Here is a 16,620-nt window from a genome sequence, read left to right on the forward strand (position 1 = left end):
TTTCATTTCACACTCCCTGTTTGGAACGCTTCCCGGCCAGATTATATTGATCGGAGTCCGCACTGTGTGTTTACGGCGCCGAGCGAAGCAATCATAATCCAGAAATTGCTGCGGTACAGTATCAGCAAGACTTTGTGTGCGATTGAAAACCCGCACAAGAAGTACAGACAAACACGTAAGGATGTAAGAAGCGCTCGACGCCCTTCATTGCCAATTTCGCGATGGAACGGCGACTCATCTAGGGACGGGAGATTGGGAATGCGGAAACTCGGTTGGCTGCTTGCTGCCGTCGCGCTCTGGGCGACCAGCGCCATGGCTCAGACGCAGTTGCCCAGGGGTGTGGACTACGATGCGCGCTGGTATATCGCGCCTTCGCTGGGCGTCCTCTTCTCTGACACGGGCTCGGGTCCCATGGGCTCCCTGGCCCTGGGCCGCTCCATTTCACCCTGGTTCGGTGTTGAAGTCGAAGGCGGCTACGGCTACTACGACGTCAGCGACCTGATCAAGGCCAATGACTACAAGCGCGGTGTGCTCGGCTTCAACCTGCTGGGTTACCTGACCAGCGACGAGTCCGCGATCCGTCCTTACCTGGTCGGCAACCTCAACGGCCACTACATCCACTTCCTGCAGGAGAAGCTCACCGGTGGCGGCGCGGGCGCCGGCATCGGCCTGATCTTCAATCTCAGCCGCAGCTTCGATCTGCGTACGGAAGTGCGCTACAACCTCGACTTCGCCAGCTCCAAGGGCGCCGTGCAGGATGCAACCTTCAATCTGTGGAGCGGCACCGTGGGCCTGCGTTACCGCTTCGGCCCCGACCCGAACGACGATGACGGCGACGGCGTGCCGAACTGGCGTGACCGCTGCCCCGACACGCCCAAGGGCGTGGTCGTGAATGCCGATGGCTGCCCGCTGGACAGCGACGGCGACGGTGTGCCGGATTACCTCGACAAGTGCCCGAACACGCCGAAGGGTATCCCGGTGGGCGCGGATGGTTGCGAGATCGACTCCGACGGCGACGGCGTGCCGGATCGTCTCGACAAGTGCCCGAACACGCCGCGCGGCGTACAGGTGGATGCGGAAGGCTGCCCGCTCGACAGCGACGGCGACGGCGTGCCCGACTACCTCGACAAGTGCCCCGGCACCCCGCCCGGCACCAAGGTCAACGCCGACGGCTGCTCCAGCGCCGATTCCGATGGCGATGGCATTCCGGACGATCTCGACCGCTGCAAGAACACGCCCAAGGGCATTCCGGTGGGTCCGGATGGCTGCCCGCTGGACAGCGACGGCGACGGCATCCCGGATTATCTGGATGAATGCCCGCACACCCCGCCGGGCGCCAAGGTGCTGCCCAATGGCTGCGCGCTGGTCGGCGACTGCCGCAAGCCGCGTCCGGGCGAGCAGGTCGATGCCAACGGTTGCGCGCTGGAGAAGAGCTTCATCCTCAAGGGCGTGAAGTTCGAGTTCGACTCCGACCGCCTGACTGCAGAAGCCAAGCGCATCCTGGATCAGGTGGCGCAGACCCTGCAGGCTTATCCGAACGTGAGCGTGGAAGTGGCGGGTCACACCGACAACATCGGTTCGGACAGCTACAACCTGGGCCTCTCGGAGCGTCGTGCGATTGCGGTGAAGCGTTATCTGGTCGAGCACAGCGTGAAGGCCGATCACATGCGCCCGGTGGGTTACGGCGAGACGCGCCCGATCGACAGCAACGAAACCGACGCCGGCCGCGAGAACAACCGACGCGTGGAACTGACGGTCATCGAATAAACGACGAAGTAAGGCGTTCCCTGACCAGGCCCCGCGTGCAAACGCGGGGCCTTTTTCTTGGCGCGATCCGGCAGGCGCGCAGGCTTGCAGAAAAAGCGCCGGAAACGACAAAGGCCGGGATCGCTCCCGGCCTTTGTGTGTACCGCCAGCCGCGCTTACAGCTTGGAGCTCAGCTCCGGCACCGCCGTGAACAGATCGGCGACGAGGCCGAAGTCGGCCACTTCGAAGATCGGCGCTTCGGCATCCTTGTTGATGGCGACGATGGTGCGCGCATCCTTGATGCCGGCCAGATGCTGGATCGCACCGGAGATGCCGATGGCGAAGTACAGCTCAGGGGCGATGATCTTGCCGGTCTGACCGACCTGCATATCGTTCGGCACATAGCCCGAGTCCACGGCGGCGCGCGAGGCACCGACGCCGGCGCCGATCTTGTCGGCCAGCTCGTAGATGATCTTGAAGTTGTCGGACGAACCCATGGCGCGACCACCCGAAACCACGCGGGCGGCGGACTGCAGGTCGGGACGCTCGGACTTCTGCGCTTCCAGCTTCACGAAGCGGGTGTGGCCCGGCAGCGTGGCGCTGATGCTCAGGGTTTCAACTGCGGCGCTGCCGCCCTGGGCGACGGCGGTGAACGAGGCCAGACGCACGGTGGCGACCACGATGCCGGCCGGCGCCTCGACGGTGGTGATGGCGTTGCCGGCGTAGGTCGGACGGTCGAAGCTGGACGCGCCGTGCACGGCCATGATGTCGGAAACCTGCTGCACGTCGAGCTTGGCGGCGACGCGCGGCGCGAGGTCCTTGCCGAAGGTGGTGCCGGGGAACAGCAGATGCGTGTAGCCGCTCTTGGCCACTTCCACGATCTGCGGCGCCAGCAGGGCGGCCAGGGCCTGGGTGTTGGCGGCGTTGTTCACCACCAGCACCTTGGTGACGCCGGCCAGCTGCGCGGCCTGCGCGGCGACGGCGGCGCCATCGGCGGCCAGCACCAGCACATCCACCTCACCACCGATCTTGGCGGCGGCGGCGAGCGTCTTGGACACCGAGGCGTTGAGCTTGCCTTCGGCGTGTTCAGCAATGACGAGAATCTTGCTCATGTGTCTTCACCCAATCCTTTAGAGGAGGCCCTTGGCCTTCAGCGCGGCGACCAGCTCATCGACGGTCTTGACGACGATGCCCTTCGAGCGCGAGGGCGGCGGGCTGGTCTTGGTGGTCTTGATGCCGGCGGCGGCGGTCACGCCCAGATCGCCCAGCGTGGTGGTGTCCAGCGGCTTCTTCTTCGCCTTCATGATGTCCGGCAGCTTCAGATAGCGCGGCTCGTTCAGGCGCAGGTCGGCGGTGATCACCGCCGGCAGATCCACTTCCAGGGTTTCCAGGCCGGCGTCCACTTCGCGGGTCACCACGGCCTTGCCGCCGTCCACGTCCACCCTGGAGGCGAAGGTGGCCTGGGCGATGTCGAGCAGGCTCGCCACCATCTGGCCGGTCTGGTTGGCATCGTCATCGATGGCCTGCTTGCCGGCGATGAACAGCTGCGCGCCTTCCTTCTTGAACACGGCGGCCAGGGCCTTGGCGGCGGTCAGCGGCTGCACTTCGCCGGCTTCCTTGATCAGGATCGCACGGTCGGCGCCGAAGGCCAGCGCGGTGCGCAGGGTTTCTTCGGACTTCTCGCTGCCGATGGAGACGGCCACGATCTCGGTGATCTTGCCCTTCTCACGCAGACGCACCGCCTCTTCCATGGCGATTTCGTCGAAGGGGTTCATCGAGTGTTTGACGCCGTCGGTGACCACACCGGAACCGTCGGACTTCACCTGGATGCGGACGTTGTAGTCCACCACGCGCTTGACGCTGACTAAGGCTTTCATTTCTTCCCTCTTGAACTACGGATGCTGTAGAAATCTTCGAGCAATACGCGCCGCGCGCAGGCGGCACGCTTATGGTTTTACCGTCTTACATATTCGCGTAATTGGGTCCGCCGCCGCCCTCGGGCGCCACCCAGTTGATGTTCTGCGCCGGATCCTTGATGTCGCAGGTCTTGCAGTGCACGCAGTTCTGCGCATTGATCTGGAAGCGCTTGGCGCCCGGCTCGCCCACCACTTCATACACGCCGGCCGGGCAGTAGCGCTGCGCCGGTTCATCGTACAGCGGCAGGTTCTGCGCAATCGGCACGCTCGGGTCCTTGAGCTGCAGATGCACAGGCTGGTCTTCTTCGTGATTGGTGCTGGACAGGAACACCGAGGACAGCTTGTCGAAGGACAGCTTGCCGTCGGGCTTCGGATAGCTGATGCGCGGCGCCTCGGAAGCCTTCTTCAGGGTCTGATAGTCAGGCTTCAGATCATGCAGCGTGAACGGGAACTTGCCGCCGAACCAGTTCTGCTCGATGTAGTTGAGCGCACCGCCGATATAGACGCCGAACTTGTGCAGCAGCACGCCGAAGTTGCGGCTCTTGTACAGCTCCTCGTGCAGCCAGCTGGCCTTGAACAGCTCCGGATAGCGCTTGAGCTCGTCGCCACCCTCGGCGCCGGCCAGCAGCGCTTCGGCGGCGGCATCGGCGGCCAGCATGCCGCACTTCATCGCGGTGTGGCTGCCCTTGATCTTGGCGAAGTTGAGCGTGCCGGCGTCGTCGCCGATCAGCACGCCGCCCGGGAAGGTGAGCTTGGGCAGCGAGTTGAGGCCGCCCTTGATCAGCGCGCGTGCGCCGTAGCTGGTGCGCGTGCCGCCTTCCAGATACTTGGCAATCACCGGATGGTGCTTGAAGCGCTGGAACTCGTCGAAGGGTGACAGATGCGGATTGGAATACGACAGCGGCACGATCAGGCCGACCAGCACCTGATTGTTTTCGAAGTGGTACAGGAACGCACCGCCCGGGGTGTCATTGCCCAGCGGCCAGCCGGCGCCGTGAATCACCAGGCCCGGCTCATGCTTGGCCGGATCGATGGTCCAGACTTCCTTGATGCCGATGCCGTAATGCTGCGGATCGGCCTCGCTGTCGAGCCGGTACTGGGCGATCAGCTGCTTGCCGATATGGCCACGGCAGCCTTCGGCGAAGAAGGTGTACTTGGCGCGCAGCTCCATGCCGGGCGCGAAGTCGGCCTTGTGCTCGCCTTCGCGGTTGATGCCCATGTCGCCGATGGTCACGCCCTTGACCACGCCGTCTTCGATGATCGGCGTCTGCGCCGCGAAGCCCGGGTAGATCTCCACACCCAGGTCTTCGGCCTGCTTGGCCAGCCAGCGGCAGAGATTGCCCAGCGAGATGACGTAATTGCCCTCGTTGTGCATGGGCTTGGGAATGAACAGGCCCGGCGCCTTCAGGGCGCTGGTCTCGCTCAGGAAGAAGTAGACCTCGTCGCGCTTGACCGGCACGTTGAGCGGCGCGCCGCGCTGCTGCCAGTCCGGAAACAGCTCATTGAGCGCACGCGGTTCGAGCACTGCGCCGGAGAGGATATGGGCGCCCACTTCCGAGCCCTTCTCCACCACGCAGACTGCCAGCTCCTTGCCCGCCTCCGCCGCCTTCTGCTTCAGACGGCAGGCCGCCGCGAGTCCGGAAGGACCGGCGCCGACGATGACCACGTCGTACTCCATCACATCGCGTTCTACAGACATTCGCTCGCTTTCCTAAAGTGGCTGGCTGCGGCCGGCATCGCACGGCCTACCCGATTTCAAGTCCATCATTGTATTACGTGACGGTCTCTGACGCAGCGCCGCGCGAACAATCAAAACTGGCAATAAGGCCAAGCAAATCAGGCCATCAGGCGGCGAATTCCGAGCAGACACAGGGCCGCCACCAGGCCTGCGAGCACGTCATCGGCCATGATCCCCAGGCCGCCGCCGACGCGGCGATCCAGCACCCGGATCGGCCAGGGCTTGGCGATATCGAAGAGCCGGAACAGCACGAATGCCAGAAACATGCCCAGCGCCCAGCCGCCGGGACCGGCGGGTGCGGCATAAACCAGCGGCGCGGCGGCGATGAGATAGCCGACGATCTCGTCAAATACGATGCCGCCGTAATCGTGCACGCCCAGCAGCCGCGCACTTTCGCCGCAGATCCAGCAGCCGGCGACAAACAGCAGCGCGACCAGTCCGGCGTACAAGAGCCAGGGCAGCCACAGCAAGGGCAGGAACAGCAGCACGCCGACCAGGGTGCCGAAGGTGCCCGGCGCACGCGGCGCCAGGCCCGCGCCGAAGCCGAAGGCCAGCAGATGTTCGGGCGTGGACAGAATCAGCTGCGCCGGCGGTTTGGGAATGCGGGGATGCTCGGCCATGCCTGTCGTTCTAGAAGTGTTGATAGGAATCCGGCGCCGGCAGCGGCGCGCCGGACGCATCCAGCATACGCAAGCCGGGTGCCGCGACGACGCGCCCCACCACGCTCAGCGGCAGCGCGCCGCAAGCTGCGCGGGCCTGCGCCAGCGCCGCCGGCGGCAGGCAGAGACAGAGCTCGTAGTCGTCGCCGCCATTTTGCAGGCGCAGACGCTGCGCCGGCATGACCGAACGGGCAAAGGCATCTGACATCGGCAGCTGCCCGACCTGCAGCTCGGCGCCCAGGCCGCTGGCATCGAGCACATGGCCCAGATCGCCACACAGGCCGTCGGAGATATCGATGCCGGCGTGCGCCAGGCCGCGCAGGGCCAGGCCTGCGGCGTTGCGCGGACTGGGGCGGTCCAGGCGCGCACGCAGTACCGGGTCTGGCGACTGACCGACCTGCAACTGCTGCAGGGCCAGCGCGGCATCGCCCAGCGTGCCGGTCACGCAGACCAGATCGCCCGGCTGCGCGCCGTCGCGGCGCAGCGCCCGCCCCGGGGGCACGCTGCCCAGCACCGTGATGCTGATGCTCAATGGCCCGCGCGTGGTGTCGCCGCCGATGAGGGCCATGCCGGAGGCACGCGCCAGTGCGCCCAGGCCTTCGGCGAAAGCGGCGAGCCAGGCCTCATCCGCCTGCGGCAGGGTCAGCGCGAGCGTGAAGGCCAGGGGCTGCGCGCCCATCGCGGCAAGGTCGGAGAGATTCACCGCCAGCGCCTTGTGGCCGATGTCGGCGGGCGCGGTGTCGCGCGGAAAATGCCGGCCGGCGATCAGGGTGTCGCTGCTGATCGCCAGCTGCTCGCCCGGCGGCGGCGTGAGCAGCGCGCAGTCATCGCCGATGCCCAGCGCCACCGCCGGGTGCGCCGGCGTGAGCGCGGCAAAGTACCGGCGGATGAGCGCGAACTCATCCATGCGTTTTTACAGGCCGGTGCGGACTTCGTCGGCGCGCAGATCGTGCGCGAGCTTGTCCAGCACACCGTTGACGAACTTGTAGCCGTCTTCGGCGCCGAACATCTTGGCGAGGTTCACCGACTCGTTCACCGCCACCTTCCAGGGCACATCACTGCGATGCGCGATCTCGTAGGCGCCCAGCAGCAGAATCGCGTGCTCCACGGGATCCAGCTGCGCGAGCGGACGATCCAGATGCGGCACGATGGCCAGGGTCAGCTGCGGCGCCTCCTGCATCACACCGTTGAGCAGGGTTTCGAAGTAAGCCGGATCGGCGCGACCCAGGCCCTCTTCCTGCTCGCGGAACTGCTTGAGCAGAATCTCCACCGGCGTTTCATTGAGCAGCCACTGATACAGGGCCTGCACGGTCAGGCGCCGCGCCAGACCACGACGGCTTTGCGGCTGCGCATTGGCAGGCATCTCGCTCATGACAGCTCCTTGCGCAGACGCAGCATTTCCAGCATCGCCGCCGCCGCTTCATAACCCTTGTTGGCGCGACCGGGACCGGCGCGCTCCCTGGCCTGCCTGACCGTGTTCACGGTGAGCACACCGAAGCCCAGCGGCTTGCCGGTTTTCAGCTGCACCTCGATCAGGCCGCGCGCGCACTCACCGGCCACGTAATCGAAATGCGGGGTGTCGCCACGAATCACCGCGCCCAGGGCCACCACGCCGTCGAAGCGCGATTCCAGCAGCAGCTGACAGGCCAGCGGCACTTCAAACGCGCCGGGCGCGCGGATCAGCTCGATGCGCTGTTCGGCCACGCCCCAGTCCAGCAGGCATTGCCTGGCGCCGGCGACCAGGGCATCGACGATATCGGTGTTCCAGCGCGTGGCCAGCAGCGCGATGCGCGCCTTGGCGAATTCACCGGGCCTGGCCTCATCGGGCGCGGCATAGCCGGTCTTGGCATCGGCCGGCAGCTGCGCAGCGGCTTTCTTCTTCACGTTCTTCTTCACAAGCTTAGTCACAAGCCACGTACTCCAGAACTTCCAGACCGAAGCCGGAAATGCCCTGCATGCGCTTGGGCGCGGACAGCACGCGCATCTGGCGCACGCCGAGGTCGAACAGGATCTGCGCGCCGATGCCATAGGTGCGCAGCAGCGGGCGCTGATCGTGCGGCACTTCATCGGGCATGTTCAGGGCCACGATCTGCTGCACCAGCTCGCGTGCCGACTCGGACTTGCGCAGCAGCACCACCACGCCACTGCCTTCTTCGGCGATGCGCTTCATGGCGCGGCGCAGCGGCCAGGGAAAGTTTTCATGCTGCACGCCCAGCACGTCCTGCAGGGTGTTGCGCAGATGCACGCGCACCAGGGTCGGCTTGTCCGAATCCACCGCGCCCTTCACCAGGGCCAGATGCACGGTGTTGTCGATGGTGTCCTGATAGGTCACCAGACGGAACTCGCCGAACTCGGTGTTGACGTGCGTCTCCGCCACGCGCTCCACCGTGTGCTCATTGTCGAGCCGGTAACGGATCAGATCGGCAATGGTGCCGAGCTTGAGATCGTGTTCGCGCACGAACTTTTCCAGATCGCCGCGCCGCGCCATGGTGCCGTCCTCGTTGAGCACCTCGACGATCACCGCCGCCGGTTCCAGACCGGCCAGACGCGCCAGATCGCAGCCCGCCTCGGTGTGGCCGGCGCGGGTCAGCACGCCGCCGGGCTGCGCCATCAGCGGGAAGATGTGGCCAGGCTGCACCAGATCTTCGGGCCGCGCCTCGCGCTGCACGGCGGTGCGCACGGTGTGCGCGCGGTCATGCGCGGAGATGCCGGTGGTCACACCCTGCGCGGCTTCGATGGACACCGTGAACGCAGTCTTGTGATTCTCTTCATTGCGCGAAACCATCTGCGGCAGACGCAGCTGACGGCAACGCTCGCGGGTCAGCGTCAGGCAGATCAGGCCGCGGCCGAAGCGCGCCATGAAGTTGATGTCCTCGGCCTTGACCAGCTCGGCGGCCATCAGGATGTCGCCCTCGTTCTCGCGGTCCTCATCATCCATCAGCACCACCATCTTGCCGGCGCGAAAGTCGGCGATGATGTCCTCGATGGGATCGAGCTTGCCCAGCGGCCCATGCGTGGGCCGCGGCGTGTCGAGTTTTACCGGCTTGTTCATGTTCAGCTCCTGGCTTCCAGCAGGCGTTCCAGATAGCGCGCGATCAGGTCCACTTCCAGATTCACGGCATCGCCGGCCTTGAGACCCCCCAGCGTGGTATGCGTCAGGGTGTGGGGGATGATGTTAACGCCAAAGCGGCGGCCATCGACTTCGTTCACCGTCAGGCTGATGCCGTCGATGCAGATCGAGCCCTTGCGCGCCACATAGCGCGCCAGCGCCGCCTGCACCTCGAAGACCATGCGCGTGGAACGGTCCTCCTCGTGACGCTCGACGAGCTGGCCGACGCCATCGACATGGCCGGAGACCAGGTGCCCGCCCAGGGGCTTGTCCGGCGTGAGCGCGCGTTCCAGGTTGACGCGGCGCCCGGCCTGCCAGCCGCCAGCCGTGGTGGCGCTCAGGGTCTCTCCGGAGAGGTCCGCCGTGAAGCGGTTTTCGTCGAAGGCAATCGCGGTCAGGCAGACGCCGTTGACGGCGATGCTGTCGCCCATGCGCACGCCGCGCAGATAGCCGGGCGCGGCGAACACCATGCGCCGGTCGCCGCCGTGATTTTCGACGGATTCGATCTGGCCCAGGGCCTCGATGATGCCGGTGAACATTCGAAAACTCCGATTACCACAAGGGAACATAGTGCAGACGCAGGTCCTGGCCGACGCTGCGCGCATCCAGCAGGCGCAGCTGCGGCGCCTGCGCCAGTGTCTCAAGCCCCGGCAGCGTCAGCAGCGGCCGCGCCGCCTCGCCCAGCAGCTTGGGGGCCAGGTACACGATCAGCGCATCGACCAGCCGCTCGCGCATCAGGCTGCCTGCCAGGCGCGGCCCGCATTCGACCAGCAGCTCGTTGACGCCGCGCTGCGCCAGCGCGCTGAGCGCATGCTGCAGGCTCAGCTGCCCCTGCGCATCACGCGCAATGACGAGGTTCTCCACACCGGCCGGTGCCGGCTGCGCCTCGGCGGTGAGCCACCAGCGCGCTGCGCCCTCGCCCCAGACACGCGCCGTGGCCGGCACCCGCGCACCGCCATCCAGCACCACGCGATCCGGCTGGCGCGGCGTGGCGTAGTCGCGCACTGAGAGCTGCGGATCATCGGCCAGCACCGTGCCGGAGGCGGTGAGCACCGCGCCGGCCTCGGCGCGCAGGCGATGCACATCGGCGCGGGCGGCGGCGCCGGTGATCCACTGGCTCTCGCCGCTGGCCATGGCCGTGCGTCCGTCCAGGCTGGCCGCGAGCTTGAGCGTGAGCCAGGGCCGGCCGCGCTGCATGCGTGAGAAGAAACCGCGATTGAGCGCCTGCGCCGGCGCCTCCAGCAGCCCGGTTTCCACGGCGATGCCGGCCTGCCGCAGGCGCTGCACGCCGCTGCCGGCGACCTTGGGATTGGGATCGATGCTGGCCACGCAGACCTTGGCCACGCCCGCGGCGATCAGGGCATCGGCACAGGGCGGCGTGCGGCCATGATGCGAGCAGGGTTCGAGCGTGACATAGAGCTCGGCGCCACGCGCCGCCGCACCCGCTGCGCGCAGGGCGTGCACCTCGGCATGCGGCTCACCGGCGCGCAGATGCGCGCCTTCGCCGATCACCCGACCGTCCTTGACGATCACACAGCCGACGCGCGGATTGGGATGCGTGCTGCAGCGGCCCTGCTCAGCCAGCTGCAGGGCGCGCGCCATGTATTCGGCCGCTGCGGCGGCGCTGCTGCTCATGTTCAGGCGTTCTTGCGCCGCTTGGCGGGCGTTTCGTTTTCCAGCAGCGGCAGCTGCGAGCGGCGCTCTTCGGCGGTCGGCTGCGACTGCAGGCGCTCGATCTCTTCGCGGAAGGCGTTGACGTCCTCGAAGGCGCGGTAGATGGAGGCGAAGCGCACGTAGGCGACATGGTCCAGATCGCGCAGCTCTTCCATCACCCACTCGCCGATCTGGCGCGAGGGCAGTTCACGCTCGCCGCTGCCACGCGCCTTGCGCATCACGTTCTCCACCGCGTGATCCACCGCCTCCGGCGACACCGGCCGCTTGTAGATCGCATGGCCGATGCCCTCGCGCAGCTTGTCCTCGCGAAACGGCTCGGGCACGCCGCTGCGCTTGACCACATTGGGCATGGTCAGCTGCGCGCGCTCGAAGGTGGTGAAGCGCCCGCCGCAGTGCTCGCACTCGCGCCGTCGTCGCACCTGCGTGCCGTCCTCCGCCAGCCGCGAATCCACCACGCGGGTGTCGGGCGCTTTGCAGAAGGGGCATTGCATGGGCTAGACGCCCGTGAGGCGGCAGACGTGAGGCGTGCAGCGCGAACAGCCGCCTGCCGTACTCTTGTCCTTACGCCTCACGCCGCGCTCCTCACGCCGGACGCTTTCCGTAGACCGGGAAGCGTGCGCACAGCGCTTCCACCTCGCCGCGCACCTTGGTGATCGTGCCTTCCGCATCGCCGGCGCTCATGGCATCGACGATGTCGGCGATCCAGCCGGCGACCTGGGCCATCTCGGCTTCCTTGAAGCCGCGCGTGGTGGAGGCCGGCGAACCCAGACGCAGACCCGAAGTCACGAACGGCGACTTGGGATCATTGGGCACGGAGTTCTTGTTGACGGTGATGTGGGCCTTGCCCAGCGCCGCCTCGGCATCCTTGCCGGTGACGTTCTTGGCAATCAGATCGAGCAGGAACAGGTGATTGTCGGTGCCGCCGGACACCACCTTGTAGCCGCGATCCAGAAACACCTTGGCCATCGCGCGGGCATTGGCCACCACCTGCTTCTGGTAGGTCTTGAAGCCCGGATCGAGCGCTTCCTTGAAAGCCACGGCCTTGGCGGCGATCACGTGCATCAGCGGACCGCCCTGGATGCCCGGGAACACCGCGGAGTTGAGCTTCTTGTTGAATTCTTCACTCTGGCCCTTGGACAGGATGATGCCGCCGCGCGGGCCGCGCAGGGTCTTGTGCGTGGTGCTGGTGACCACGTGCGCGTAGGGCAGCGGGCTGGGATATTCACCGGCGGCGACCAGACCGGCGATATGCGCCATGTCCACCCAGAAGATGGCGCCGACCTGGTCGGCGATGGCGCGCATGCGCTTCCAGTCCTTCACGCGCGAGTAGGCCGAGAAGCCGCCGATCAGCATCTTCGGCTTGGTCTCCAGCGCGATGCGCTCCATCTCGTCGTAATTGATCAGGCCGGTTTCCGGGTCCAGACCGTAGGGCACGATCTTGTACTGCTTGCCGGAGAAGTTGGCCGGGTTGCCGTGCGTGAGATGACCGCCCTGCGCCAGGTTCATGCCCATCACCGTGTCGCCGGGATTGACCATGGCCAGGAAGATCGCGGCATTGGCCTGGGCGCCGGAATGCGGCTGCACATTGGCGTAGTCGCAGTCGAAGAGCTTCTTGAGGCGGTCGATGGCCAGCTGCTCGGCGATGTCCACGAACTCGCAGCCGCCGTAGTAACGCTTGCCGGGATAACCTTCCGCGTACTTGTTGGTGAGCTGGCTGCCCTGGGCTTCCATCACCGCCGGGCTGCAATAGTTTTCCGAGGCGATCAGCTCGATATGGGCTTCCTGCCGCGCCGCTTCGGCCTGCACGGCGCGGTTCAGTTCAGGGTCGAAGTCGGCAAGACGGGGGGCGCGCTCGAACATGGCGGGGCGGTCCTTTAAAGAAACGGGCGTGACAAAAAGGGCGCGTATTCTAACCGGTCCGCCCTGGCAACGCGTCCCTGCCCCCACGATGGCTGGGGCCGGCCTCGGCTACGGGCCGCTAGCGCTTGTGGCACGCCAGCGTTCGGCCCCCAGAAAAATCAGGCGCAGCTGGCCCACGAAGCGCTCTTCCAGCTCGCGCGCGGCCTGACCCTGGCCTTCCGGCAGATCCAGGATTTCGCCGGCCGCCCCCAGCATGGTATTGACCACCAGACTGCAGATCAGCTCCAGATCGGCAGTGGGCAGATCGGCGCGAAAGCCCAGCAGGCGCAGGTCCTGCGCCATCTCGCGCACGAAGTGCGCAACCTCGCTGCGGATCGCCTGACGCAGCAGCGGCGAACCGCCGGCGCGTTCGCTGGCGGCGAGGCGGAACTGGCGCGGGTGTGCACGCACGTAGGCCGAATAGATGCGCACCGAGCTGCGGATGATGTCCTCGGTGGGCAGGCCGGCCTGGCGCGCCTCGCGCAGCAGACGGCGCAGCACCAGCCCCGCCTCCTCCACCAGGCTCAGCCCCAGCTCGTCCAGATCGCGGAAGTGCCGGTAGAAGGCCGTGGGCACCACGCCCGCCTCACGCGTCACCTCGCGCAGGCTCAGGCCCGGAAAGCTCTGGCCACGGCTGAGCAGATCCAGCGCTGCCTCGCGCAGGCGCTCGCGGGTGTGCTGCTTGCGCTCGCTGCGGCTCAGCACCGCTACCGGCAGGGGTTCCACATGCTTGGCCATCACGGGTCCTGGTCTTTGTTCACGGCAGCACTATATTGTTTTTTATTGACATTTACCAAATATCCGGAGTTGACACAGAGCATTCAGTGAACAGTTGTTGACTACAAACCGGTTTTAAGTAAACATTTGTTCACTCAAAGCCGATCCGGAGTCACGATGTCCAGCGTACTCACTGCCCCCCGCACTTCTGCCTTCTGGCGTGCCGGCTGGCTGCATCCGCTCAATGACCGTCACGCCCTCGAAGAAATGCTGGCCGGCATCGACCCGCTGCTGAGCCTGGGCACGGTCAAGGCGCGCCTGGTCGCCCGTCAGGCCGAGACCGCCAGCTGCTGCAGCCTGCGCTTCAAGCCCAATCGCTGGTGGCGCGGCTTCGTCGCCGGCCAGCACCTGCGTCTGAGCGTGGAGATCAAGGGTGTGCGCTGCGAACGCGCCTACAGCCTGTCCACCGCCCCGCAGGCCGATGGCTGCATCGAAATCACGGTGCAGCGTCAGGCCGGCGGCAAGGTCTCGTCTTATCTGCACGATGAGCTGCCGCTGGGCGCGGTGGTCGAGCTGAGCCAGGCCAGCGGCGACTTCACTCCGCCCACGACGCTGCCGGCCGCCGGCCTGCTGTTGATCGCGGCCGGCTCGGGCATCACGCCCATGCGCGGATTGCTGCAGACCCTGCACGCACGCGGCGTCGCGGCGCCCGGCAGTATCTGCCTGATTCAGGTCTGCCGCAGCCAACAGGACTGCATCTACGGCCAGGAGCTGGACACGCTCGCCGCGCAGTGGCCGGCGCTGCGTCTGATCCGCTGGTACAGCGCGCAGCAGTCCCGCCCGGAAGCCGCGCAGCTGCTGGCGCTGGCGCCGGACCACGCCCAGCGCCTGAGCTATCTCTGCGGGCCGGCCGGCTTCATGCGGAACGTCGAAAGCTACTGGCAGAGCCTTCCCGACGCAGCGCCCCTGCACCTGGAGCGCTTTGGCGCCGCGCCGCTTGAACTGGCACCCGATGCGCCGGCCGTGCAGGTGCAGCTGCAGCGCAGTGGCGCCGGCTTTGCCAGCCGTCGCGGCGCGGCCCTGCTCACGGAAGCCGAGCGCGCCGGCCTTGCACCCGCCTACGGCTGCCGCATCGGCATCTGCCGCAGCTGCCAATGCCGCAAGCGCAGCGGCACCGTGCAGGACCTGGTGACCGGCACCGTCAGCAGTGAGCCCAATGAATGGATCCGCCTGTGCGTGAGCAGCGCGCAGTCGGATCTGGAACTCGATCTTTGAAACCGAAGCCTTAAAGCCATGAGCACCCATACCCTGAGCCGCAAGCAGATCGCCGAACTGCAGAAGGACCTCGACGTCATCCGCGACGAGGTGATGTCCAGCCTCGGCGCGCGCGATGCCGCGCATATCCGCAGCATGGTGAAGATCGCACGCGGCAGCGCCATCGCCGGTCGCGGCCTGCTGGCCTTCGGCTTTGATCCCATCAGCTTCGTGCTGGGCGTGGCGGCGCTGGCGCACGCGAAGATTCTGGAAAACATGGAGATCGGCCACAACGTACTGCATGGTCAGTACGACTGGATGAACGATCCCAAGCTCAATTCGCAGGATTACGACTGGGACAATGTCTGTGATTCGGGCATGTGGAAGCACTTCCACAACTACGAGCATCACACCTACACCAACATCCTGGGCAAGGATCGCGACTACGGCTACACCATCCTGCGGCTCTCGCCGGAACAGAAATGGCATCCGCTGTATCTGCTCAACCCCATCGCCAACGCGGTGCTGGCCCTGGCCTTTGAATGGGGCGTGGGTGGCCATGATGTGCAGGCCGAGCGCTACTTCAAGGGCGAGATGAGCTTTGCGCAGATGCAGCAGCGCGCCAAGCCCTTCCGCCGCAAGATCCGCAAGCAGCTGATCAAGGACTACGTGCTGTTCCCGCTGCTGAGCTTCTGGAATGCGCCGCGCGTGCTGCTGGGCAACTTCCTGGCGAACCTGATCCGCAATCTCTGGGCCTACACCATCATCTTCTGCGGACACTTCCCGGAAGGCACGAAGGTGTTCCGCGAGGAGGACTGCCAGAACGAGACGCGGGGTGACTGGTATGTGCGGCAGATGATCGGCTCGGCCAACATCAAGGGCAGCCGCTGGTTTCACATCATGAGCGGGCATCTGAGCCATCAGATCGAACACCACCTGTTCCCGGACATGCCGGCGGCGCGCTATGCCGAGATCGCACCCAAGGTGGAAGCGGTGTGCCGCAAGTACGGCCTGCCCTACAACAACGCCAGCATCTGGCGCCAGTACGGCACGGTGCTGGGCAAGGTGCTGCGTCATGCGCTACCGTCCTCGCCTGCCGCGCTCAAGCCGGCGACCAGCGGAGCCTGAGGCATGAACAAGCTGCAACGCATCGAGCTGCTCAAGGATCTGGCGCAGCAGGCCATCGACCGGGGCGCGACTTCGGTGGAGCAGATTCATCAGTACATCGCCGATCTGCCTTTCGAGATGCTGGAGAAAGGCGGGCTGCTGCGCGATGACAAGCTGAAGCTGCGCGAGAAGCAGCGGCGCACCATCGGCATGGTCTACGACGCGATCCGCAGCATCAATCGCCAGATCGGGCAGCTGATCTCGGATCAGTTCGAGCTGGCGGAAGACGGCGAGCACATTGCCAAGACTCTGCGTGAAGCCGAACCGGCGGCCAAGCCGGCAGCGCCGAAGCCAGCACGCAAACCGGCCGCGAAAAAGAAAGCTGCGACGAAGCGCAAAGCAAAGAAGATGACGAGTCAGTAAGTTGGTGCCGCGCACCCGCAGGTAATCTTCAGCAGAGGACAAGGCGCGTGCGCACCGTAAGCCATCGCTCTTGGCTCTTAGCTAGTCGCTAGATCTGCCCTTGGTTTCGTGCGCCCTTCGGCGCCCGAGGTACTTCTCTTTGCTCGTGCAAAGAGAAGTACCCAAGAGAAAGCACGCCCTACGCCTCGCATCCGTCGCCGCTGTCGCGGCGCCGGCAGCCTGCGCTGCTCGCGTGCTCGGGGCCGTTGCAGACGCGCCATCCATGGCGCGGCTGCAACTGAGCCGGACTTCGTGTCCGGCTCTCCCACTGCGCTCGCTGCGCTGCTCGGTGCGAGGCAAAGGGGGGTAGGTCAAAAGCCACGGCAACAGCAACAGCAG

At 66.0% G+C, this 16,620-nt stretch carries 17 protein-coding genes; 4 read left to right on the top strand and 13 right to left on the bottom strand.

The features are described from left to right. Positions 1–258: 258 nt before the first annotated feature. Positions 259–1,767: an OmpA family protein gene (locus BMY12_RS20830; RefSeq protein WP_093288746.1), complete on the top strand. Its 1,509-nt coding sequence runs from the start codon at positions 259–261 to the stop codon at positions 1,765–1,767. 155 nt (positions 1,768–1,922) lie between these two features. On the opposite strand, the gene BMY12_RS16480 is transcribed toward BMY12_RS20830, so the two are convergent. The 13 genes from BMY12_RS16480 to fabR form a co-directional block, all read right to left on the bottom strand. Further along, on the bottom strand, positions 1,923–2,858 hold the full coding sequence (locus tag BMY12_RS16480; RefSeq protein ID WP_093288748.1) for an electron transfer flavoprotein subunit alpha/FixB family protein: 936 nt from the start codon (positions 2,856–2,858) through the stop codon (positions 1,923–1,925). Between the two features lie 18 nt (positions 2,859–2,876). Then, positions 2,877–3,623, bottom strand: coding sequence for an electron transfer flavoprotein subunit beta/FixA family protein (locus BMY12_RS16485; RefSeq protein WP_093288749.1), 747 nt, complete (start codon positions 3,621–3,623; stop codon positions 2,877–2,879). Positions 3,624–3,708: 85 nt separating this feature from the next. Beyond that, the gene (locus BMY12_RS16490) at positions 3,709–5,361 is read right to left on the bottom strand and encodes an electron transfer flavoprotein-ubiquinone oxidoreductase (protein ID WP_093288751.1); all 1,653 of its coding nucleotides are present in this window, start codon (positions 5,359–5,361) and stop codon (positions 3,709–3,711) included. Positions 5,362–5,498: 137 nt separating this feature from the next. After that, complete coding sequence (locus BMY12_RS16495) at positions 5,499–6,020, bottom strand: phosphatidylglycerophosphatase A family protein (protein ID WP_093288753.1); 522 nt, start codon at positions 6,018–6,020, stop codon at positions 5,499–5,501. Positions 6,021–6,030: 10 nt separating this feature from the next. After that, entirely contained in the window at positions 6,031–6,966 is a 936-nt protein-coding gene (gene thiL / locus BMY12_RS16500) for a thiamine-phosphate kinase (RefSeq protein WP_093288754.1), read from the bottom strand. 6 nt (positions 6,967–6,972) lie between these two features. Continuing rightward, entirely contained in the window at positions 6,973–7,431 is a 459-nt protein-coding gene (gene nusB, locus BMY12_RS16505) for a transcription antitermination factor NusB (RefSeq protein WP_093288756.1), read from the bottom strand. Then, positions 7,428–7,967 (bottom strand): 6,7-dimethyl-8-ribityllumazine synthase, encoded by a 540-nt coding sequence (gene ribH / locus BMY12_RS16510; protein ID WP_245732584.1) that lies wholly within the window; start codon positions 7,965–7,967, stop codon positions 7,428–7,430. Before ribH ends, nusB begins: the two co-directional genes overlap by 4 nt. Next, entirely contained in the window at positions 7,960–9,111 is a 1,152-nt protein-coding gene (gene ribBA, locus BMY12_RS16515; RefSeq protein WP_093288759.1) for a bifunctional 3,4-dihydroxy-2-butanone-4-phosphate synthase/GTP cyclohydrolase II, read from the bottom strand. Before ribBA ends, ribH begins: the two co-directional genes overlap by 8 nt. A gap of 2 nt (positions 9,112–9,113) precedes the next feature. Beyond that, complete coding sequence (locus BMY12_RS16520; RefSeq protein WP_093288761.1) at positions 9,114–9,707, bottom strand: riboflavin synthase; 594 nt, start codon at positions 9,705–9,707, stop codon at positions 9,114–9,116. A gap of 13 nt (positions 9,708–9,720) precedes the next feature. Next, positions 9,721–10,803: a bifunctional diaminohydroxyphosphoribosylaminopyrimidine deaminase/5-amino-6-(5-phosphoribosylamino)uracil reductase RibD gene (gene ribD / locus BMY12_RS16525; protein WP_245732585.1), complete on the bottom strand. Its 1,083-nt coding sequence runs from the start codon at positions 10,801–10,803 to the stop codon at positions 9,721–9,723. A 2-nt stretch (positions 10,804–10,805) separates the two neighbouring features. Beyond that, positions 10,806–11,333, bottom strand: a complete 528-nt coding sequence (nrdR, locus tag BMY12_RS16530; RefSeq protein WP_093288762.1) for a transcriptional regulator NrdR — start codon at positions 11,331–11,333, stop codon at positions 10,806–10,808. Between the two features lie 91 nt (positions 11,334–11,424). Continuing rightward, positions 11,425–12,702, bottom strand: coding sequence for a serine hydroxymethyltransferase (gene glyA / locus BMY12_RS16535; RefSeq protein WP_093288764.1), 1,278 nt, complete (start codon positions 12,700–12,702; stop codon positions 11,425–11,427). A 108-nt stretch (positions 12,703–12,810) separates the two neighbouring features. Next, positions 12,811–13,479, bottom strand: coding sequence for an HTH-type transcriptional repressor FabR (gene fabR / locus BMY12_RS16540; protein ID WP_093288765.1), 669 nt, complete (start codon positions 13,477–13,479; stop codon positions 12,811–12,813). A 156-nt stretch (positions 13,480–13,635) separates the two neighbouring features. Here fabR and BMY12_RS16545 point away from each other — a divergent pair, with 156 nt between their 5' ends. Genes BMY12_RS16545 through BMY12_RS16555 form a run of 3 tightly spaced genes read left to right on the top strand, consistent with a single transcriptional unit; the run spans position 13,636 to position 16,242 of the window. Continuing rightward, complete coding sequence (locus BMY12_RS16545; protein WP_093288767.1) at positions 13,636–14,733, top strand: ferredoxin reductase; 1,098 nt, start codon at positions 13,636–13,638, stop codon at positions 14,731–14,733. An 18-nt stretch (positions 14,734–14,751) separates the two neighbouring features. Next, positions 14,752–15,840: a fatty acid desaturase family protein gene (locus tag BMY12_RS16550; RefSeq protein WP_093288768.1), complete on the top strand. Its 1,089-nt coding sequence runs from the start codon at positions 14,752–14,754 to the stop codon at positions 15,838–15,840. Positions 15,841–15,843: 3 nt separating this feature from the next. Continuing rightward, a complete protein-coding gene (locus tag BMY12_RS16555) occupies positions 15,844–16,242 on the top strand; it encodes a hypothetical protein (RefSeq protein ID WP_093288770.1) in 399 nt (132 codons plus the stop codon). The last annotated feature ends 378 nt before the right edge of the window (positions 16,243–16,620 follow it).

This window comes from Solimonas aquatica (assembly GCF_900111015.1).
Lineage (GTDB): Bacteria > Pseudomonadota > Gammaproteobacteria > Nevskiales > Nevskiaceae > Solimonas > Solimonas aquatica.